Consider the following 21778-nt stretch of genomic DNA (forward strand, 5'->3'; position numbering starts at 1 on the left):
TTTATTTTTGACCCTTTTGAAAGTTAAAGTTAAGTGATGGAAATTAAAAATTTCTCCACATAACCCATAACTCATAACTCAAAACTTAAATAATGAGTAAAGTTGTTTTAATTACCGGCGGATCTTCAGGAATTGGAAAGTCAATTGGAGAGTATTTACATCAAAAAGGTTTCGTGGTATACGGAACGAGCCGAAATCCTGAAAAGGTACAGAGCTCTGTTTTTCCTTTGGTTGCTTTGGACGTTCGTAATACAAATTCTATACAGTCGGCAGTAGCTCAGATTATTGCTGCTTCCGGAAGGCTGGATGTTGTCATTAATAATGCCGGGGTTGGAATTACCGGACCTTTAGAGGAGATTCCGACGGAGGAAATCAAGAATAATTTTGAAACCAATTTTTTCGGACCAATTGAAGTGATGAAAGCGGTTTTGCCTCAAATGCGAGAGCAAAAATCGGGTTTGATTATCAATATTACTTCGATTGCAGGTTATATGGGATTGCCGTATCGCAGTGTGTATTCGGCTTCAAAAGGGGCGTTAGAATTAATTACAGAGGCTTTGCGTATGGAAGTAAAATCGTTTGGAATTGAAATTACGAATGTGGCGCCGGGTGATTTTGCTACAAATATTGCAGCAGGTCGTTATCATGCGCCGGTGGTAAAAGGTTCGGCTTACGAAAAAGTGTATGGCGATATTCTGGCAACGATGAACGAACATGTTGACGCAGGTGGAAATCCAAATGAAATGGCTGAGGCTGTTTGTAAAATCATCCAAAAGGAAAAACCAAAAGTACATTATAAAGTAGGGGCTTTTATGCAGAAGTTCTCCATTGTTTTAAAACGTGCATTACCGGATAAAGTTTATGAAAAAATGCTGATGAATCATTATAAGTTGTAATTTTGCACGAAATTTTTAAACACACAATTAAATATAAATAGATTATGAAATTTTTTATTGACACGGCTAATTTAGCTCAGATTAAAGAAGCACAGGCTTTAGGAGTTTTGGATGGTGTAACAACTAACCCATCATTGATGGCTAAAGAAGGAATTACCGGAAAAAACAACATTTTGAAGCACTATGTTGACATCTGTAATTTGGTTGAAGGAGATGTAAGTGCTGAAGTGAATGCGCTGGATTTTGACGGTATGGTTAAGGAAGGTGAGGAGCTGGCTGAATTACATGACCAAATCGTGGTAAAATTGCCTATGACGAAAGAAGGTGTTATGGCGGCAAAATATTTTTCTGATAAAGGAATTAAAACGAATGTAACTCTTGTGTTTTCAGTAGGACAAGCTATTTTGGCTGCAAAAGCTGGAGCAACTTATGTATCTCCGTTTGTAGGTCGTTTAGATGATGTTTCAACTGACGGATTGAATTTAATCGAAGAGATTAGATTGGTATATGATAACTACGGTTACGAAACTCAAATTTTAGCAGCTTCTGTGCGTCACACGATGCACATTGTAAATTGTGCTAAGATTGGTGCTGATGTTATGACTGGGCCTCTTTCTGCAATTTACGGATTGTTGAAACACCCATTAACAGATATTGGATTGGCTCAGTTTGTAGCTGATTTCGAAAAAGGGAACAAGTAGTCCTTAGCTAATAAAAACGTAAAAACGCCATTTTTCAATAGAAAGATGGCGTTTTTTTATGTTGTATATATAAAACCGACAGATTTTTGAAACCTGTCGGATTTATTGTGATTGTAAGAAAGTAGTACTAAAAAACAAATCTCAAATTCCAAATTCCAAACCTTTAGTGAGCGTTTGGAATTTGGAATTTGAGATTTGGATTTTAAAATTTTACCCGGTTTAGTGACCTCCGCCTCCGCCTTCAACGTGGTTGATCCCTTGTCTTTTTAAAATTTTAGGGCAATAGAAGCCATAAAATCCTAAATAAGCAAAACCTAAAAGAGGAACGATGTAGGAGAAGTGTGTCCATGTGATTCCGAAAATTCCGTTTGGACTTGTAAGGTCGATATCGCAGATGCTTCCCTGAATTAAAGGGATAACTCCTCCACCAAGAATCATCATGATTAAGAATGAAGATGCTTTTCCGGTGTTTTTACCTAAGCCGGCAATCGCTAAATCAAAGATAGATGGCCACATGATAGATAAGAATAAACCTCCGGAAATGAAGAAGAATTTAGCAATTTGCGGATCAGGGTAAACCAATCCTGCAAACATCATTAATACTCCTGAAATTCCGAAAAGCATTAATGTTTTACCTGCATTTTTACCTCCAACAAAACTTACTGCTATAAATAATAAGATCCAGATTGGGTAAATGTAAAAAGAAGAAACATCGTGTGCGGCAAAAAGGTTAGCACCAATGATTACTCCAAATGCCAAAGCAGGAACGATAAATTTAAGTGCTGTATTTACTAAGTTTGAAGTATTGAAAACGTTAACACCACCATTCCATCGGCCAATCATTAAACTTCCCCAGTAAAGGGCAATAAACGGGGCGATAGCATCTTCCAGGATGTTTCCAAATTCATGTGTATGTAATAAGGCAGGAAGGTTACTGATAATGGTTACCTCTGTACCTACGTATATAAAAATTCCTAACATTCCTAAATAAAGCTGAGGGTAGTCTAGTATGTTGAATTTTTCGTGAACTACTTTAATTTCTTCTTCGTCCTCTTTTGCAGGATCTTCAATTTTGGAGAAGTTCATGAAAACGGCTACTATGATAAAAGCAAGTCCAAGAATAATAAAAGGCAGTTTAATATCCTCTAAAGAAAGAGCTGTCTTTTTGTTATCTCCCATTCCGAATAAAGCGATTCCCAGTAAGATAGCGCCAATTGTAGTTCCGAAAGAGTTAATTCCACCCGCTAAAGTCAAACGGTGAGCACCTGTTGCAGGGCTTCCCATTTTAATGGCAAGAGGATTGGCAACAATTTGCTGGATAGAAAATCCTAATCCTACCGTAAATAAAGCGGTTAAGAAGAAAGGGAAGCTTTCCATTGTTGCAGCGGGAATGAATAAAAATGATCCAACGGCAGATAGGAGTAAACCGGCAGAAAGTGTTTTTTTGTATCCAAATTTTTGTAAAACATCTAATTTTAAGGACACCAAAAAGAAAATCAAGGAACCGACGAAGTATGCTGCATAAAAGGCCCAGGCTACTAATTGTGATTGTACTTGCGATAAGGTGAATACTTTCTTGAAAACAGGAATCAGGATGTCATTGGCAGAACCAACAAAACCCCAAAAGAAGAAAACAATTATCAACGAGATAAACTGTCCCCATTTGGTTTGAACATTTTCTGAACTCATAATTTAAGAGGTTAATTTTTTATTTTATTGTTTTTTGAAGACCGTAAATATATTTGTTAAGAGTATCAAAAAAAAATAAAAACCCACAAATAATGTTAAATTTAAACCAACGACATTATTTTTTCAACAATGTGTTAGTTTTTACTGAGTTACAAAAACGATTTAGGAAGCTGAATTTATTCCAGAATTTTGTTTTTTACTTCTTTGCTGTAATTTCTTCCAATTGGAATGGTGTAGGATTGTATTTGAATACGATTACCCTCTATAGATTTTACTTTGTTGAGTGCAATTACGTATGATTTGTGAATGCGCAGGAATCGGTCAGCCGGTAATTCTTCAGATAAAGAAGTTAGAGATTTGTGTGTAATGTAGGTTTTGTCGGAAGTCACCACTTTGATATATTCTTTCATGCCTTCAACAAAAAGAATTTCTTCAATATTAATTTTCATCATTTTTTTATCGACTTTAATAAAAATATGAGAGTCTCCTTTTACGGTTTCGACTTTAATATTGTTTTTCAGGTTGTATTCGGTGGTGATTTTATTAATGCATTTTATGAATCTTGGAAGCGGGATAGGTTTTACTAAATAATCCAGAACATCCAGATCGTAACTTTCGGCGGCAAATTCTCTAAAAGCGGTTGTGATGATAACTTTGGTTTTGTTTTCGATTAAGCTAATAAGTTCGAACCCTGTCATCATAGGCATGTTAATGTCTAAGAATACAGCATCGACAGTGGTACTGTTTATAAAATCAAGCGCTTCCAAAGAATTATTAAATGTGCCGATTACTTCAAAATCTGTAAAATTGGTAAAATAATTTTGCAGGACTTTGATTGCTAATGGCTCATCATCAACCAACACACATTTAATTTTCATTATTAAGAGGTATTTGCAAACGGATTATATAGTAATTTAATTTGATTGTGTTTTTTAGACTAAAATCGTTCTTGTAAATCAGTTTTAATCTTTTTTTGGTATTCGCCAAGCCAATACCACCTTTCGAGTTAAGATTTTGTGAAATTACAAAATTATTTAAGATTTCAAAGTCTAACATTTTATTGTCGATAACTTTACAATTGATTTTGATTTTGATATTGTTGTTATTGACTCCGCCATGTTTAAAGGCATTTTCTACCAATGAAATAAAGATCAGCGGAGGCACTACAATATCTTCGATATTCGATTCCAGATTGATTGTAACTTCTACATTTTCAAACCGTAACTTCTCGATTTCGATATAATTTTGTATGTAATCAATTTCTTTGATTAAGGGAACAGATTTGGTTCCTTTGACATCATATAAAACATACTCCATCAAATTAGACAGTTTTAAGATTACGTCCGGAACTTTATCGGAAGATTCTAGTGATAAAGCGTACAAGTTATTCAGCGTATTAAAAAAGAAATGAGGCTGAATTTGATTCTCCAGATATTTTAGTTTGATCTTAAACTGATTTTCTCTTAATGATCGGTTTCTTTCGCGTTCTCGCAACCAGGTTAGTGTAAGGTAAACAGAAGACGCCATGGCAACAACGTACAATTCTCCAATGCAGACTGCCAGTACGTGGTTAATGTCGAAGGTGTGATATTCACGGTTTGCCTCGGGCCAAATATTTTCGGATATAATATAATAGGTAAGACCGGTTTTTATTAAGTAGACACCCAATAGGCTTGCAACCATCATAAAGGTATACTGAATGTACTTTTGTTTTAGCACCAAACGAGGAACCAGTACGAATAAATTAAAATAGACTAATGGAATGTGTAAAGAGAATTCTATCAGGTTTGATTTGAATGAATAGGAGTAGTCATTAAAGTAGGCTCCCCATCTTAAAAAGTTAAGAGTAAAATAGCAGCTCCAAAACCAAACATGATTTTTAAGTTTAATGTCAAATTTCAATTTTCGTATTTCGTTCAACTTTTGATTACTAGTTTATAGGGATTTTCTTTAGCTTAAATATGATGCAACTTTAAACAATTACTTTTTAAAACGCAATTCTTTTAAATAAAATTTTATGATAAAAGAAATGTGTTGAGCTTTTTTGATGAGGTAACGTTTTCGTAAAGCATATTGTGAAGTATGGGCTAAAGTTTGATCATAAATGCCCTTAAGATGTTAATGATTATTAAATGATTGTTTAATAAAAGTGATTTTTTTTGTAGTAAATATTTATTTTGTTGTAAAATTTTACCAGAAAATGGCTAGAAAACGTTTTCGAATAGCATATTATTGATTGTTTTATGTCGTTGGTTTAAAATTTAATGTTGTTTGTATAAATTATTTTTTTTAACAATCCCTTAAGAATAATTTTACCCTATAACTAACAAAATAAATTAACATGAAAAAAATTTTCTTAATCTTTATGATTGTTTTTACGGCGCAAGTTTCGCTTGCTCAGGTAAAAAGCATTAAAGGTGTGATTACAGATTCTGATGGAATGCCATTGCCAGGGGCTTCCGTTGCAGTACAAGGAGGTCAAAAGGGAACTACTTCCGATTTTGACGGAGTGTACTCAATTGAAGTTCAAAAAGGACAGACTTTAGTTTTTACTTATGTTGGACTTGAAACACAATCAATTGTTGTAGGTGATGCTGCTACAATTAATGTTAAAATGCTACAAGCAGCGTCAAATGCACTTACAGAAGTTGTTGTAACTTCATTAGGTATCAAGAAAACAAGAAAATCTTTAACTTATGCGGCTCAGGAACTTAAAGGGGAAGAGCTAACACGTGTAAGAGACGCGAACGTTATCAATACAATTGCAGGTAAAATTGCGGGTGTTGCTGTAACAAAAAGTTCTGCCGGTACAGGTGGTTCTACAAAAGTAGATATTCGTGGAAGCTCTTCAGCAACAAACAATCAGCCTTTGTATGTTATTGATGGTATTCCAATGTTAAACTCTGGTTCAGGTCAGCCAAATGATACTTTTGGTAGTTTGAATGGTGGTAACCGTGATGGTGGAGATGTTGTATCTTTAATTAACCCGGACGATTACGATGGTATGACGGTTTTAAAAGGAGCAGCGGCTTCTGTATTATATGGATCGCAAGGAGCAAATGGAGTAATTTTACTTTCGTCTAAAAAAGGAAAAGTTGGACAGTCAAGTTTTTCAGGTTCGTCTGTAACTACTTTTGAATCGGCTGCTTATTTGCCAAAGTTTCAAAAAGATTATGCTGCAAGAACAGGGGAAGATGAGTCTTGGGGAACGAAACAAAACATAAAAGATCATGTTAAAGATTTCTTTCAAACCGGAGTTACTCAAATTACATCTGTAGGATATTCTGCAGCAACTGAAAATTCTTCTACAGCATTGACTTATGCTAATACATCAGGATCGGGGATTATTCCAGGTAACGGAATTAAGAGAAATAACTTTGGAATTCGTCAAACTGCAAAGTTTTTTGATAACAAACTTACAGTGGGTGTAACTGGAAATTATACTACACAATCAATTGCAAATAAGCCGGTAAATGGTCTTTACTTTAATCCACTTACAGGAGTTTATTTAATGCCAAGAGGAAATGATTTCAATTATTATAAAAATAATTATGAAGTTTTTAATCCGACTAGAAATTTAATGGCTCAAAATTGGATGACGAACAGAGATATTATGCAAAACCCATATTGGGCTATTAACAGAAATAAATCTGAAGACACAAACACTTTCTTCAACGGAGCAATTTCGGCTTCGTACAAAGCAAATGAATGGTTAACAATTGCTTCAAGATATAGTTATAACAGAGTTGACAGTGGATTTGAAAAGAGAATTTTTGCTACTACTCAAGGAACACTTTCTCACGCTAATGGTAGATATATTAGTAACGATGCTGTAAGTACACAACGTTATGGAGATTTAATTGCTACGATCAATACAAAATTTAGTGATGATTTTTCATTTAATGCTAATATTGGTACAAGTATTACGAATACGATGACAAATGACAGAACAATTTTAGATTCTGGAATTGGTGCCGGATTAAAAATTACAAACTGGTTTACACTTAACAATTTTGTAAACAATACAGGGAATTATCAGACAATTGACTCAAAAAGAGAAATACAGTCTGTATTTGCAGCTACTACATTGGGTTACAAAGACATGTTGTTCTTAGATGTTGCAGCTAGAAATGACTGGTCTTCTACATTAGTGAATACAAATAAAGGATCTTATTTTTACCCGTCTGTAGGTTTGACAGGTATACTTAGTGAGATGTTCAAAATGCCGGAGTCAGTTAGTTTTGCAAAAGTTCGTGCAACTTACGCTCAGGTTGGTAATGATGTTGCTGCTTTTGTTACTACTCCTGTAGATTTATATGTTCCGGGGAATAACAGTACACAACCTCAGGTTGGATTACAAAGAGGAACTACTTTAAAACCAGAGTTGAAATCAGAGTATGAATTTGGTACAGAATGGAGATTCCTTAACAATAGATTTGGTATTGAGCTTTCTTACTATAATTCAACAACAAAAAATCAATATTTCCAATCTGCTGCGCCGGACGGAAGCCCTGAGGGAGTTAGATTTTATGGATTCAATGCCGGAAGTATCGAAAATAAAGGTTTTGAAATTGTAGTAAATGCTGGTATTGTTAAAGGAGATAAATTCTCATGGGATTCATCTGTGAACTTTTCTCAAAATAAAAATAAAGTAAAAGAACTTCCAGCTTCATCTAAAGGAATAGTGAATTTGACTGTTCCTGGAGTTAATAACTACCAATACTCTTTAATTGAAGGAAGACCGTTTGGTGTTATCATGGGGAAAAACATTCTAAAAGATGATCAGGGTAGAATTTTACTAGATAAAGATGGTAAAATTCAAGGTACTGAAGGTTTTACTGAAGTAGGTAATTCAAATCCTGATTTCATGTTAGGTTTCTCTAACACTTTCAAAGTTGGTTCTTTCTTTGCAAATGTTTTAATTGACGGACGTTTTGGTGGTAATGTTATGAGTATGACTGAAGCTCAGAATGATTTCTTCGGAGTTTCTAAAGCAACAGGTGATGCCAGAAACGCAGGAGGAGTTCCCGTAAATGCAATTAAACCAGACGGGACTGTAGTAACAAATATACCTGCTGAGGATTATTATAAAAAAGTTGGAGGTAGAGATGGAATTACAGGCGAATATGTTTATAAAGCGACAAATGTAAGTGTAAGAGAGATTTCTGTAGGATATACTTTCAATCCTAAAAAACTTCCTGTTTTCCAAACAGCTTCTATTTCATTAATTGCAAGAAACTTATTCTTTATATACAAAGACGCTCCTTTTGATCCAAACATTGCATTAAGTACAGGAGAGGGACTACAAGGTATTGATATCTATGGTTTACCTTCTACCAGAAGTATTGGTCTTAATTTAAATGTAACTTTCTAAATTAAAAAAAATGAAACTAAATAACATAAAAAAAACAGCTATCTGTATGTCATTTCTTGCTGCAGTAGGTTGTACAGGTAATTTTGATGAAATTAATACTAACCCTAATGGTTTCAGCAATGATCAATTAAAGGATGATTTTAATGATATCAAAAAAGGATTCGCTCCGATGTTTAACAACATTCAGGTTTTAGGGGATCAGCTTGAGTCTCAGTATCAATTACAACAGAATCTAAATGCAGATATTTGGTCAGGTTATATGGCTACTCCAACCCCTTTTAGAGGAGGAAGTAACAATACAACTTATGACTTAATTGACGGATGGAACAATGCTATTTGGACAAATGCTTATCCTACTGTTATGTTTAATGCATACGATATTGCGAACAAAACTAAAGGGAAATTTGACCATTTTTATGCACTTTCTCTTATCTTGAAAGTAGAAGGAATGCACCGTGTTACGGACATCTTTGGTCCTATCATCTATTCTCAATATGGTAAAAATGCACCAATTGCTTATGATTCTCAGGAAGAAGTATACAACCAAATGTTTAGCGAGTTGGATTTTGCTGTAGATGAATTAACAAAAAGAGCAGATGCCGGAGAGCCTTTTGTATTTAAAGATGCGGATTTATCAGGTTATGAAGGTAACTATGCTTCTTGGGTTAAATTTGCCAACACTTTACGTTTGAGATTAGCTATGCGTATCGTAAAAGTAAAACCTGCTTTAGCAAAAGCTCAGGCTGAAAAAGCGGTAGCACAAAAATTCGGAGTATTTACAGCTAAAAAAGATGCGTTTAGAATTGTATCTCCAACTTTCACAAACCCTATTGCTACCATTAGTGGTTCATGGTTAGACATTAGAATGTCTGCTGATATGGAATCTATATTAAAAGGATACAACGACCCTAGAATGCCAATTTATTTTGATAAATCAGCTCAATTTACAGGTCAGTATAAAGGAATTCGTACCGGTATAGCCATTGGAGGAAAAGGAGACCGTGAGCGTTTTTCAGGTATTGGAGAAGTGGTTAGATCTAAAACCATTTATTTAGTTACTACTGCTGAAGCTTATTTCTTAAGAGCAGAAGGAGCTTTAAGAGGCTGGAATATGGGAGGTGATGCTAAATCATTATACGAAGCAGGTATTCAGGCATCATTTGATCAAAGAGAAGCTTCTGGTATTGCTAAATACTTAACGGATAATACTAGTTTACCTGTAGCATATGTTGATCCTGTTGCTGCTGTAAACAATTCAGCTCCGGTAAATAATATTACTATTGCCTGGGATGATGCAGCTACAAATGAGGTGAAATTACAAAGAATTATTACTCAAAAATGGATCGCAGGTTTCCCGGAAGGACAAGAAGCCTGGTCTGATTACAGAAGAACAGGATATCCAAAATTATTCCCTGTAGTGGTAAACAATAGTGGAGGAAAAATTTCTACTGCACTTGGAGCCAGAAGAATCAACTTTACTTCAAATGAAGTACTGAATAATAAAGAAGGTGTAGCAACTGGTGTAGCTAAGTTAGGTGGTCCGGATAACGGAGGAACCAGACTTTGGTGGGATGTTAATGCTCCAAATTTCTAAAAAAAATAATCAAAGAATTAAAAGAATTTAAGTTTGGTTAGTAAATGGCGTAAACAGCGCGAGTTGTTTATGCCATTTCATAAACCAAAATTGTAAATGTTATAAAAAGAAAAGAAATGAAAAGTGCTTTAGAAATAAAACCTGATATCAGCTATAAAAGCGCGGGGAAATTTGAAGAGACACGATTTGAAAAAATCCACAATGAAATCTTCAGGAATTCCGCAGAAGCTTCGGTAATTGTAGCACAGGAAATTGCGCAATTAATCCGATCTAAACAAGAAAAGAATAAATCTTGCGTATTAGGTTTAGCCACAGGTTCTTCTCCTATAAAAGTTTATGAAGAGTTGGTGAGAATGTACAGAGAAGAAGGCTTAAGTTTTAGCAATGTAATCACTTTCAATCTGGATGAGTATTATCCGATGAGCAAAGAGAACAATCAGAGCTATCATTATTTCATGCATCAGCATCTTTTTAATCATATTGACATCAAACCTGAAAATGTAAATATTCCGGACGGAACCGTTGCCATTGAAGAACTTAATCAATACTGCATCGATTACGAAATGAATATTAAAAATGCAGGAGGACTGGATTTTCAATTATTGGGAATTGGCCGTACAGGTCACGTAGGTTTCAACGAACCTGGATCCCACATCAACTCGGGAACCAGAATCATTACACTGGATCACATTACAAGAGTGGATGCTTCTTCCGATTTTAACGGAATCGATAACGTTCCAAAAAGAGCGATCACCATGGGGGTTTCTACCATCATGAGATCCAAACGAATTGTACTAATGGCCTGGGGACAAAACAAAGCCGATATCATCAAGAGAACCATTCAGGGCGATATCAGTTCTGAAGTTCCGGCTACATTTTTACAAAACCACCCTAATGCGACTTTCGTATTAGACCAGTCAGCAGCTTCAGAATTAACCCGTTTCAAAACGCCTTGGTTAGTAGGAGAATGTATCTGGACACAAGAATTAAAAAGCAAAGCGATTGTTTGGTTGTGCCAAAAAACAAAACAATCTATTTTAAAATTAACAGACCGTGATTACAACAACAACGGAATGTCTGATCTTTTGGCGCAGGAAGGTTCTGCTTACGACTTGAACATCAATATGTTTAATGTTTTGCAGCATACCATCACCGGATGGCCGGGAGGAAAACCCAATACCGACGATTCGCATCGTCCTGAAAGAGCCAATCCGGCAAAAAAACGAGTGATTCTTTTTAGTCCACATCCTGATGATGATGTGATTTCTATGGGAGGAACTTTCTCAAAACTGATCAAACAAGGTCATGATGTACATGTGGTATATCAAACCTCCGGAAATATAGCCGTTACAGACGACGAGGCACTTAAATTTGCCGAAGTGGCTAAGGATTTTCTTGGTGATGCTGCCTCGGGAATCAACTTTAAAGCTGTAATTGAATTTTTGAATAACAAATCAGAGAACCAAATTGATTCCCTGGAAGTTCGCAAATTAAAAGGACTTATCCGAAGAAGAGAGTCGTATGCAGCGACCCGATACATTGGTTTAAAAGATGAAAACACCCACTTTTTAGATCTTCCGTTTTATGAAACCGGACAGGTAAAAAAGAATCCATTGGGTCCTGAAGACATTGCTATTGTAAAGGACATCATTGCACAAATCAAACCTCATCAGGTATTTGCAGCGGGAGACTTAGCAGATCCGCACGGTACTCATGAAGTTTGTCTGAATGCCATCTTTGCAGCGATGAAACAACTGAAACCTGAAAAATACATGGACGACTGCTGGTTGTGGTTGTATCGTGGTGCATGGCACGAATGGGACATTCACGAAATTGATATGGCCGTTCCGCTTTCTCCATCAGAAGTATTGCTTAAACGCCATGCGATTTTGTACCACCAGTCACAAAAAGACCGCGTAATGTTCCAAGGAAATGACTCAAGAGAATTTTGGGTAAGAGCCGAAGACCGTAACAAAAATACTGCCGTCTTATATGACGAACTAGGATTGGCAGAATACGAAGCCATTGAAGCTTTTAAACGTTTTGATTATTAAGAATACCATATAAGATCCGGGTGAGAGTGGATCGCAATGCAAAATTCAGATTGATTTCATTAGGAGTAGTGAGGGTTCAATCGAAATCATTCTGAGTTTTGCTTCTATTATTTATTATTAATGTTGTGTAAAAGCAACATCTTTCCAAAAACAAAAAAAATGAAATATTTATTAGTCCTACTATTAGCGGGTGTAACTGCTAGTGCTCAGATTAAAAAAGAGCAGTTAAATCTTATGCCCTGGCCTCAAAGCGTTGTGTTAAATGATGGTAATTTTGCGTTAAACAAAAATTTTAAAGTAAATATTACCGGAAATCCAAATCCCCGAATTTTTGGCGGAGTAACTCGCTTTTTGCGTCGACTAGATGGTAGAACCGGTATTTTTTTCGAACAAGGATTTATTACCAAATTAAATGAAGTTCCAACAGCTGAGCTTCAAATCAATTGTACCAAGAGTGGGAAAATTGGTTTGTATGAAGATGAAAGCTATCACCTGGATATCAAACCAAACAAAATTACAATCAATGCAACAAGCGATTTAGGGGCCCTGCATGGTCTTGAAACCTTATTGCAAATGTTGCAGAATACAAACAACTCCTTTTATTTTCCGGTATCAAAAGTCTCCGATTTTCCAAGATTTACCTGGAGAGGTCTGATGGTCGACGCGGCAAGACATTTTCAGCCGGTAGATGTGATCAAAAGAAATATTGACGGATTGGCGGCTATGAAAATGAATGTTCTTCACTGGCATTTGGTGGACGATCAGGGTTGGAGAATTGAAATGAAAAAACATCCCAAACTAATTGAAAAAGCTTCGGATGGAATGTATTACACACAAGAGGAAATTAAAAATATCGTAAAATATGCTGATGAGCGCGGTATTTTAATCGTTCCGGAAATAGATGTTCCTGGTCACGCATCTGCAATACTTACCGCTTATCCTGAGATTGGAAGTAAAGTAATCACACTGACAGGAGGAACTTCTGAAAAAAATATTCAGGGAACCGCAATTGCGACCTATGGAATTGAAAGAAATGCGGGTATTTTTTCACCAACATTAGATCCTTCAAATCCTAAAACATATCAATTATTAAGTGAGTTATTTGATGAGGTTTGCCCGTTATTTCCAGGCGCTTATTTTCATATCGGAGGAGATGAAAACGAAGGAAAGGACTGGGATGCAAATCCAAAAATTCAGGAGTTTAAAAAGAAAAATAAGTTAACAACCAATCATGAGCTGCAGACTTATTTTACTATGCAGTTAATTCCGATGCTTAAAAAACATGGGAAACAGTTAATGGGCTGGGAGGAAATTTTGACTAAAAATATGTCAAAAGATGCTATTATTCATGCCTGGAGAGGTCCTAATGAAGGAGTAGTAGCAGGTCAGTCCCTGATTGAATCCGTAAAAAAAGGATATAAAACCGTAATGTCCAATGGGTATTATATTGATTTAATGTATCCGGTGGCAAGTCATTATTTGAATGACCCTATGCCAAAAGGAGCCAATTTATCCACGGAAGAAAAAGCAAGAGTATTGGGAGGTGAAGCAACAATGTGGACAGAGCTCGTATCATCAGCAACAATTGATTCCAGACTTTGGCCAAGAACAGCTGCAATTGCAGAACGACTTTGGTCAGCCGAAGATATAACCGATTTGGCCAGCATGCGTAAACGTCTTGATGTAGTTTCTTTTAGATTAGAAGAACTAGGATTGACACACATTCGTAATAAGGATGTGATTTTAAGAAATATATCGAACAATCAGAATACAGATTTCGTTGAGGAATTTACAAATGTTTGCGAGCCTTTAAAGGGGTATAAACGAAACAAAGGAGGAACCGAATATCAAATGTACTCCCCGTTAACTCTTTTTGCTGATGCCTGTACACCGGATGCTAAAGATTCTTTGGCTTTTGACGATGCAGTAGCACAATATTTAGCAAATAAGACTCCGGAGAATAAAGCAAAAGTAACAGCATTTTTCAACAAATGGATTGCTGTAAACAAAGGACTGGTAGAATTGAGTGCAAATGCACCTTTGATACAACACTTTTTACCTCTGTCTAAAAAATTGAATGATGCATCACAAGAACTATTACTTGTTTTAGATAACAAATCAACTTTAAAAGGAGATGATTTGAAAAATTTAATCGAGCAATGTAACAGTAAAGACCACGCTGATGTTGAGTTGTCAGTGTATGAAAGTCTTAAAAAATTAATTTAAAGATTTGTTTGAGTTAGTATTTAGTATGTTTTTTTACCATGATTATTTAGTAATTCGTTATCTCTGCCATACAGGTTTTTGGCAGAGATAATTATGGTAGACTTCACTAAATCTTTAACTCCTGACCAAAGAATAAGCATACAATTATAACCATATAAAGAAGTATTAACATTTAAAAACCAAATAGTAAGTCGCATACCACAAACATGACAAAAAGTAAAGTATTTAGATTGATGAATCCCAAATTTATCTTCTGTGTTTAAACTAATTTTTTTAAAAATTAAATAAATATCAGTCACTACTATTCACTAATGATTATGGCTAGGATCAGTAATAGTAATATTTATTTTTAGAAGTAATGAATTAAAAATCCAGTGTGTCGTGATGTTATTTATTCGCGGTGTATTGAACCCCGGTTATCGTATTTATTTGCCGCATTTTGGCAGGTAAGGTATTGTAATTGGAATATTTATTATCTATTAACCAATATTTATTAACTATGAAACATTATTACAGATTACTCTTTATGTTACTGTTTCCCTTACTTGCGTCGGCCCAACCAGCCCACGGCAAAAAAGTAGTAGGGTATTATGCGCAATGGGCTATTTATGCCCGGGATTTCAACGTTCCCAAGATAGACGGGAGCAAGATAACCCATTTGAATTATTCTTTTTACGGGACAACTTTTGACCCAGCCCGTCCGGAGAATACAAAATTAAAATGTTTGGATACCTATGCTGATTATGAGCATACGGAAGGCGGAATTCCATGGGATGCTCCTGTAAAAGGGAATTTTTATGACTTGAAAAAGTTAAAAGAAAAGTATCCGCATTTAAAAATTTTAATCTCTGTTGGAGGATGGACCAAAGGTCAGGATCTTTCTCCAATTGCCGCAAGTCCGGTGGCAAGAGCTGCTTTAGCTGCAGATATGGCAAACTTCATTGTCACTTATCCGTTTATTGACGGATTTGATATCGACTGGGAGTATCCTCTTATGGGAGGAACAGACGGTACCGAAATCGTGAACGGAATCCCGGTTCCTCCACAAAAATACCACCCGGATGACAATAAAAACCTTGTACTTTTATTAAAAGCCATGCGTCAGGCAATGCCTAATAAACTGGTAACTATTGCGGCCGGAAACAATGTTCGAAATGTACCTAAACAATATTTAGGACCAAACAACAGGGCAACGTATGGAATGACCGAAGATATTTCAACGTATTGTGATTACATCACGTACTTTGGATATGATTTTGGCGGAAACTGGTATGATAAAACATGTTATAATGCTCCTCTTTATGGAAGCGGAAACCCGAATGATCCATTGTATGGTGCAACTCAGTCAGAATCACTTGATGAGTTAACGAACATCTATTTGAATGTAGTTGGTTTTCCTGCCAATAAATTAATCATGGGATTACCTTTTTACGGCAAGAAATTTGACAACGTTGCCAATAACGGAACCAATCCAAACTTTCCCGGTTTATTTGTTGCTGCACCAAGATATAATGTTGCAGGCTGTACAAATCCGCAAAACCCAACAGGAACCTGGGATGGACCGGCAGCTTGTGAGAAATCCGGAAGTATCGAAATTTGTGGCCTGGTTGGAAATCCGGTTACCAATTCACATGCTTTTTTAGATCCAAATACCATGTTAGTTACGCCAACGGCAGCTGCTGCAGGTTGGGTAAGGTATTTTGATAACACGACTAAAGTTCCTTATTTGTACAATAGTAGTTTGAAACAGTTTATCAGTTATGAAGATAAACAATCAATGGATTTAAAAGTACAGTACATCAAATCTAAAAATCTGGCCGGTGGTATGATTTGGGAATTATCTCAGGATACCAGAGGTTCTATCCCTAATTCACTTTTAACTCAGGTAGATACTTCGTTTAAAAGTATCGTAGAAGGTACAGTGAGTATTGGAGGTTCTGTGAAAAATGGAACAGCTTTGGTTACTAACGTTACCGTAGAGATTAGAAATGCAAGTAATGCAGTTATAGAAAGTGTAGTGTCTCCGACAGGTAATTTTACATTTTATAATTTACCAAAGAATCAAAACTATACCCTTACAGCGATAAAAGCTGCTTATACTTTTACACCGGTTAGCTTAACAAATGTTGCTGCTGATCAGACAGGAGTTGTGATCCAGGGAACACAACCTTTGTACACAGTAAGCGGAACTATTGTAGTTGGTACTAGCACTACACCAGTTTCAGGAGTTACAGTTACAGCAACTTCCGGTACGACTGTTTTAACTGCTGTTTCCGGTACTAATGGAACCTACAGTATTACAGGTTTAACTGCCGGGCTTAATTTTACAGTTACGGCTGCCAAAACAGGCTTTCCTTATACACCAGCTGTGACAACTTACAATGCAATTGACAGCAACAAAACGTTAAATTTTGCTCAGGGTGATCCAATTGTATATTATAACGTTAGTGGTACAATCTTAAACGGAACTACACCTGCTGTGGGGGTAACTGTTACGGCAACATCGGCAGGACCAACTGTTACAGCAGTTTCTACTGCAAGTGGTTATAGTCTTAGTTTGCCATCAGGAGGGAACTATACCATAACGGCTGCGGCTGCCGGTAAAACCTATACTCCGGCTTCAACAGTTTATAGCAATTTAATAGCCCACAAAACTTTAAATTTAATCGAGTATAACGTTGGAACCAATAAAATTAGCGGAACGGTTAAAAACGGTACAGCTCCGGTTGCAGGAGCTAAAGTAGAAATCGTCTTACCTTGGACTGACAATACACACGGATGGAAAAGCGTTTTGGCGACTACAGATGCACAAGGAAATTATAGCTTTGCCAATTCAGTTGTAGACGGATATACTACTGTTTCTAGTTTGAAATTGAATGCGTGGCAAAATAACGACGTTAATTATTTTCCAAATAATTTGACCAGTTTTGCTGTTCCGGCAACCCCTACGGTTTATAATTTCAATACTGCCGCTACCGCAAGAACATCCTCTTATGCAATGAGCGGAAAAGTGCTAAACGGAACTACTCCGGTATCAGGAGCTGTAGTTTCGGCAGTTTCAGGTACAACAGTTTTAACTGCGACAACAGATAGAAATGGAGCTTATTCTTTTGCAGGTTTAACTTCAGGATCAGATTATAAGGTATCTGTTGCTAAAACCAACTTAACATTTGCTCCGGTTTCAGCAGTTTCGACAACAGAGTCTGGGAACAAAACTCTTGACTTTACGCAAAATTTGGTAAGTGCTAATCTAATTAGTGGTACTGTTAAAAATGGTACAGCTCCAGTTGCAAATGCAAAAGTAGAACTTATTGTGCCTTGGACCGATAATACGCATCCATGGAAAAGCGTTTTGGCAACAACAGATGCTCAGGGGAACTTTAGCTATGACAACACAGTTACAGCGGGTTATGCGCAAGTTTTAAGTTTGAAATTAAATTCTTGGCAAAATGGTGAAGTAAGTTACTTCCCAAATAATCTGGCAAATTTTGCAATGCCAACGACACCAACAGTTTATAATTTCAATAGAAATGCGGTTACACCACCTCAGGTTGCCATTACAGCGCCTTCTGCAGCAACGGTAGCTATTGCTCCGGGAACTGCGATACAGCTAAAAGCAACTGCAAGTGTAGATGCCAGCTTAACTATTTCATCAGTGGTGTTCAACATCAACGGACAAAATATTACAGCAGCGCTTTCAGGAACAGAATACGTAGCAAACTGGACGCCGGTTTTAGCAGATTTCAATAAAAATTATACATTAAAAGCAACCGTAACTGCATCAAGCGGTACGACTGCAGAAAATACAAAAACGTTTGCTTTACAATGTTCAGGTACAAATTGTCCTAATTCATTGCCTGTAATTACCTGGAATGCACCGGTGAACACTACTATAAATCAACCTTCTTTCCAGGTTGTACCAATTTCGGTAACAGCTGTTGATAGTGACGGATCGGTTTCAGGTGTTACGATTACAATCAATGGAAGTACTTTCAACATGACAGCGGGCACAAATAATACTTATACTTATAATTTTACGCCATCTGCTCATCAGGCTTATCCGGTTGTAATCAAAGCAACCGATAATAAAGCTGCTGTAACTACATTAAACAATACCATCAATATTACTAACAATGCTCGTGTATTCATTCCGCTTCCCTCCACTAATATTATTTTAGGATATGCACATTCCTGGGAAAATGCCGGTGCTCCGTTTTTATATTTTTCTCAAATGGTAGGAAGTAAGTTTAACGTAGTAGATTATGCATTCGTAGAAACGGTTAACCGTGACGGTTATACACCGGTACTAACTACAAATGATGCCAGATATTTGACCAATGGAGTTTTCAATAAACAATTATTGAAAAATGATATCAAATCTTTAAGAGATAGCGGCGTTCCTGTTATTGTTTCTATTGGAGGTCAAAACGGTCATGTTGTTTTAGAAAATGTAACTCAAAAAAATATTTTTGTTAATGGTCTGAAAGCCATTATTGACGAGTATCAATTTGATGGAGTTGATATCGATTTTGAAGGTGGATCGATGAATTTTAGTGCAGGAGGTTTAAGAGATATTTCTTATGCGGGTATTTCTGCTTATCCAAGATTAAAAAATGTAGTAGATGCTTTCAAAGAATTAAAAGCTCACTATGGACCTGGATTTTTATTAACTGCAGCTCCGGAAACACAATACGTACAAGGAGGATATTCTACCTATAATGATACTTTTGGTTCGTTCCTTCCAATCATTCAAAACTTACGTAATGAGTTGGATTTGTTAGCCGTACAATTGTATAATACAGGAGGAGAAAACGGATTAGACGGTCAATATTATGGTTCAGCTAAAAAAGCAAACATGGTAACTGCCCTAACCGATATGATAATAAAAGGGTACAACATTGGTACAACAGGAATGCGTTTTGATGGTTTACCACCTTCAAAAGTCCTTATTGCATTACCGGCTTGTCCAAGTGCAGCAGGAAGTGGTTTTTTAACGCCGACAGAAGGAATTAATGCAATGCATTATTTAAGAACCGGAACTACTTTCTCAGGAAGAACCTACACGATGCAGCCAGGTGGACCATATCCTGCTTTGAGAGGTTTAATGACTTGGTCTGTAAACTGGGATTTTTCTTCTTGTGGTAATTCAGCCGAATTATCTAAAGCGTATGCCGCTTATTTTGCAGGACAAACAGCTGCAAGAGCGTTGCCTGAAGGAATCGAAACAAAAAGCACGACTATCGCTTACTTTAAAAACGATGCTTTACTGGTGACAACTGACTCTGAAGATATTGTTAAGGTAGAAGTTTTCAATACCATCGGACAGCCATTGGTAAGTCATAGAAATGTTCATCAAAACAAAGAAGTGGTGCTTCATAACTACAGCTTTACCACTAAGCAATTATTTTTAGTTGTGGTGACGGACAAAGCAGGAAATAAAAAATCATTCAAAGTAATGAACTTTTTGAACTAAAAGGACAGTATGGAAGAATGAAAAATACAGAAATAAAAAGTTGGAATGGTTAAAATTGAGTTTGGTTATTTATTTTTTAATCTAATTTTTATTTCGAATAAATGCTGCAAATTGAGGTGATTTGTTATTTGGTTTTCACCTGAAGGAAGCGCATTATAAACCCGACAATTGTATTGTCGGGTTTTTTTGTTTAAAATGATTTAATCTTCATGTTGATATAAAGGACACGGATAAAACGGATTTGCTATCGCAAAGACGTAGATAAAAAACGGACTTTTAAAATCAGCGTAAATCCGCGTTTTCGTGAAACGAATCTGTTTCATCCGTGTCACAACCTTAAAAAAAACTTTGCGAACCTTGCGAAAACCTTGCGTCATTGCGGTTAAAAAAAACTTTCACAAGTTTTGATATCAAATGCAATTATTTAAGATCGAGGTAAGGATCTAAAATTTCTGCCAGTTTATTGAACCAGTAAAAATTATCGGCAATATCCTTTATTTCAGATCCCATGGTTTCACATTCTCTTAGTACAGATAATGAAAGCACATAATTTACTTCCCGTATCATTTTCGCCATATCTTTTGCGGCAATACTATCATTAAAAAAATGGTTTAATCTGGATTCAACTTCGGGTGAAAGCTTTTCTGTAGTCATAGTCTTATGTTTTTAGCAAATCTAAAAAGTAAATATTTATTATGTGACACAGGTTTGTGTCAAAGTATTGTAAATGTTTGTGTTAAGGTTATGACGCGGATGAAACGGATTCGTTTCACGAAAAGGCGGATTTACGCTGATTTTTAAAATCCGCTTTTATCTGCGTCTTTGCGATAGCAAATCCGTTTCATCCGCGTCATAACTTTTTTTGAAGAAAGCTTTGTGCACTTTGCGTAAAAACCTTGCGTCATTGCGGTTAAAAAAAAACTTTCACTACTTTTGAGATCAAATACAATTATCTTAGAATACATGCAGAAATTTGTCAGCTTTATTATAATTTTTCTCTTTTTCGCCATAAGTACCGCACAGAATAGATTCGGAGCTCCGGAAGTTGATCCTGTTCAAATTCAAAAAACCTACACAGACTGGTCTGCTTATCAGAGCAAAAAAATCATGCTTTCCAGAGATTTTATTGCTCTGGATTCTTCAAAAGAAATTTCAAAAGAGACATTTTTAGATCAGCTGGCAAACGGAAATTTCATCCCAATTCGATTAGAATCAGAACCCGAAATGTATGTTTATAAATTATTCGAAATTCAGCCCGGGACTGATAGCAGTATAAAGGCAACGATGAATCAGATTGGTTTTGACGCTCTTAAGAATTACAAAATGGAAGGAACCACTTTTCCTAAATTCTCATTTAAAGATCTGGATGGAAATTTGGTTAGCAATGAATCGATGAAAGGAAAGATAGTGGTCATCAAATGCTGGTACATTCATTGCACACCCTGTATCAGAGAATTTTCGCAAGTCAACAAATTAGCCGCAGAATACAAAGACCGAAAAGACATCCTGTTTGTAAGTCTTGCAGAAGATGCTGCAGCGCAGTTAAAAACATTTCTGGCAAGAAAACCATTGTCCTATTCCGTTATTCCCGATATGAAAGCATACATGAATGAAGCCTTGCAGTTAAATTCATTTCCAACGCATTTTATTTTAAACAAAGAAGGCATGATTGTTAAAGTGCTTCCTAATTTTGAGAGTTTAGAAGTCGCTTTGGCGAAAGAGAGCAGACAGTAAAATGTAAGCAGTAAAATGTGAAATGTAATCTGTAAAA

The 21778-nt window shown here is 36.1% G+C and carries 12 protein-coding genes; 8 read left to right on the forward strand and 4 right to left on the reverse strand.

All coding sequences use genetic code 11. The features are described 5' to 3' along the window. The first annotated feature begins 92 nt into the window (after window positions 1-92). Together B0A80_RS08220 and fsa are read left to right on the forward strand one after the other, a co-directional pair. Window positions 93-896 carry an SDR family oxidoreductase gene (locus tag B0A80_RS08220; protein WP_089076974.1) on the forward strand — a complete coding sequence of 268 codons (804 nt, stop codon included), beginning with the start codon at window positions 93-95 and terminating at the stop codon, window positions 894-896. Between the two features lie 44 nt (window positions 897-940). Then, complete coding sequence (gene fsa, locus B0A80_RS08225) at window positions 941-1597, forward strand: fructose-6-phosphate aldolase (protein ID WP_017497638.1); 657 nt, start codon at window positions 941-943, stop codon at window positions 1595-1597. A gap of 219 nt (window positions 1598-1816) precedes the next feature. Here the strand turns inward: fsa and B0A80_RS08230 are convergent, their stop codons facing one another. From B0A80_RS08230 to B0A80_RS08240, 3 genes are all read right to left on the reverse strand, one after another. Beyond that, window positions 1817-3286: an MFS transporter gene (locus B0A80_RS08230; RefSeq protein WP_089076975.1), complete on the reverse strand. Its 1470-nt coding sequence runs from the start codon at window positions 3284-3286 to the stop codon at window positions 1817-1819. A 176-nt stretch (window positions 3287-3462) separates the two neighbouring features. Further along, a complete protein-coding gene (locus B0A80_RS08235; RefSeq protein ID WP_017497635.1) occupies window positions 3463-4164 on the reverse strand; it encodes a LytR/AlgR family response regulator transcription factor in 702 nt (233 codons plus the stop codon). Next, entirely contained in the window at window positions 4154-5206 is a 1053-nt protein-coding gene (locus B0A80_RS08240; RefSeq protein WP_089076976.1) for a sensor histidine kinase, read from the reverse strand. Before B0A80_RS08240 ends, B0A80_RS08235 begins: the two co-directional genes overlap by 11 nt. A 421-nt stretch (window positions 5207-5627) precedes the next feature. Here B0A80_RS08240 and B0A80_RS08245 point away from each other — a divergent pair, with 421 nt between their 5' ends. The 5 genes from B0A80_RS08245 to B0A80_RS08265 all read left to right on the forward strand — a co-directional run bounded on the left by B0A80_RS08245 (window position 5628) and on the right by B0A80_RS08265 (window position 20007). Further along, window positions 5628-8660, forward strand: coding sequence for a SusC/RagA family TonB-linked outer membrane protein (locus B0A80_RS08245; protein WP_017497633.1), 3033 nt, complete (start codon window positions 5628-5630; stop codon window positions 8658-8660). 10 nt (window positions 8661-8670) lie between these two features. Further along, window positions 8671-10254 carry a RagB/SusD family nutrient uptake outer membrane protein gene (locus B0A80_RS08250; RefSeq protein ID WP_070908877.1) on the forward strand — a complete coding sequence of 528 codons (1584 nt, stop codon included), beginning with the start codon at window positions 8671-8673 and terminating at the stop codon, window positions 10252-10254. Window positions 10255-10370: 116 nt separating this feature from the next. Then, on the forward strand, window positions 10371-12308 hold the full coding sequence (gene nagB / locus B0A80_RS08255) for a glucosamine-6-phosphate deaminase (protein WP_017497631.1): 1938 nt from the start codon (window positions 10371-10373) through the stop codon (window positions 12306-12308). Between the two features lie 159 nt (window positions 12309-12467). After that, window positions 12468-14534 (forward strand): beta-N-acetylhexosaminidase, encoded by a 2067-nt coding sequence (locus tag B0A80_RS08260; protein ID WP_089077033.1) that lies wholly within the window; start codon window positions 12468-12470, stop codon window positions 14532-14534. Window positions 14535-15033: 499 nt separating this feature from the next. Beyond that, complete coding sequence (locus B0A80_RS08265; RefSeq protein WP_233430728.1) at window positions 15034-20007, forward strand: glycosyl hydrolase family 18 protein; 4974 nt, start codon at window positions 15034-15036, stop codon at window positions 20005-20007. 420 nt (window positions 20008-20427) lie between these two features. Here B0A80_RS08265 and B0A80_RS08270 read toward each other — a convergent pair whose 3' ends face one another. After that, window positions 20428-20661, reverse strand: a complete 234-nt coding sequence (locus tag B0A80_RS08270) for a hypothetical protein (protein WP_089076978.1) — start codon at window positions 20659-20661, stop codon at window positions 20428-20430. Window positions 20662-20940: 279 nt separating this feature from the next. Between B0A80_RS08270 and B0A80_RS08275 the strand changes: the two genes are divergently transcribed. Next, on the forward strand, window positions 20941-21741 hold the full coding sequence (locus B0A80_RS08275) for a TlpA family protein disulfide reductase (RefSeq protein WP_233430729.1): 801 nt from the start codon (window positions 20941-20943) through the stop codon (window positions 21739-21741). The last annotated feature ends 37 nt before the right edge of the window (window positions 21742-21778 follow it).

The organism is Flavobacterium tructae (assembly GCF_002217475.1).
GTDB lineage: Bacteria > Bacteroidota > Bacteroidia > Flavobacteriales > Flavobacteriaceae > Flavobacterium > Flavobacterium tructae.

Bases quoted from the DNA above. Each gene is read 5' to 3' on its own strand.
- B0A80_RS08250 (WP_070908877.1), top strand. From the start codon at position 8,671: ATGAAACTAAATAACATAAAAAAAACAGCTATCTGTATGTCATTTCTT.
- B0A80_RS08270 (WP_089076978.1), bottom strand. From the start codon at position 20,661: ATGACTACAGAAAAGCTTTCACCCGAAGTTGAATCCAGATTAAACCAT.
- B0A80_RS08245 (WP_017497633.1), top strand. From the start codon at position 5,628: ATGAAAAAAATTTTCTTAATCTTTATGATTGTTTTTACGGCGCAAGTT.
- B0A80_RS08220 (WP_089076974.1), top strand. From the start codon at position 93: ATGAGTAAAGTTGTTTTAATTACCGGCGGATCTTCAGGAATTGGAAAG.
- fsa (WP_017497638.1), top strand. From the start codon at position 941: ATGAAATTTTTTATTGACACGGCTAATTTAGCTCAGATTAAAGAAGCA.
- nagB (WP_017497631.1), top strand. From the start codon at position 10,371: ATGAAAAGTGCTTTAGAAATAAAACCTGATATCAGCTATAAAAGCGCG.
- B0A80_RS08265 (WP_233430728.1), top strand. From the start codon at position 15,034: ATGAAACATTATTACAGATTACTCTTTATGTTACTGTTTCCCTTACTT.
- B0A80_RS08230 (WP_089076975.1), bottom strand. From the start codon at position 3,286: ATGAGTTCAGAAAATGTTCAAACCAAATGGGGACAGTTTATCTCGTTG.
- B0A80_RS08260 (WP_089077033.1), top strand. From the start codon at position 12,468: ATGAAATATTTATTAGTCCTACTATTAGCGGGTGTAACTGCTAGTGCT.
- B0A80_RS08235 (WP_017497635.1), bottom strand. From the start codon at position 4,164: ATGAAAATTAAATGTGTGTTGGTTGATGATGAGCCATTAGCAATCAAA.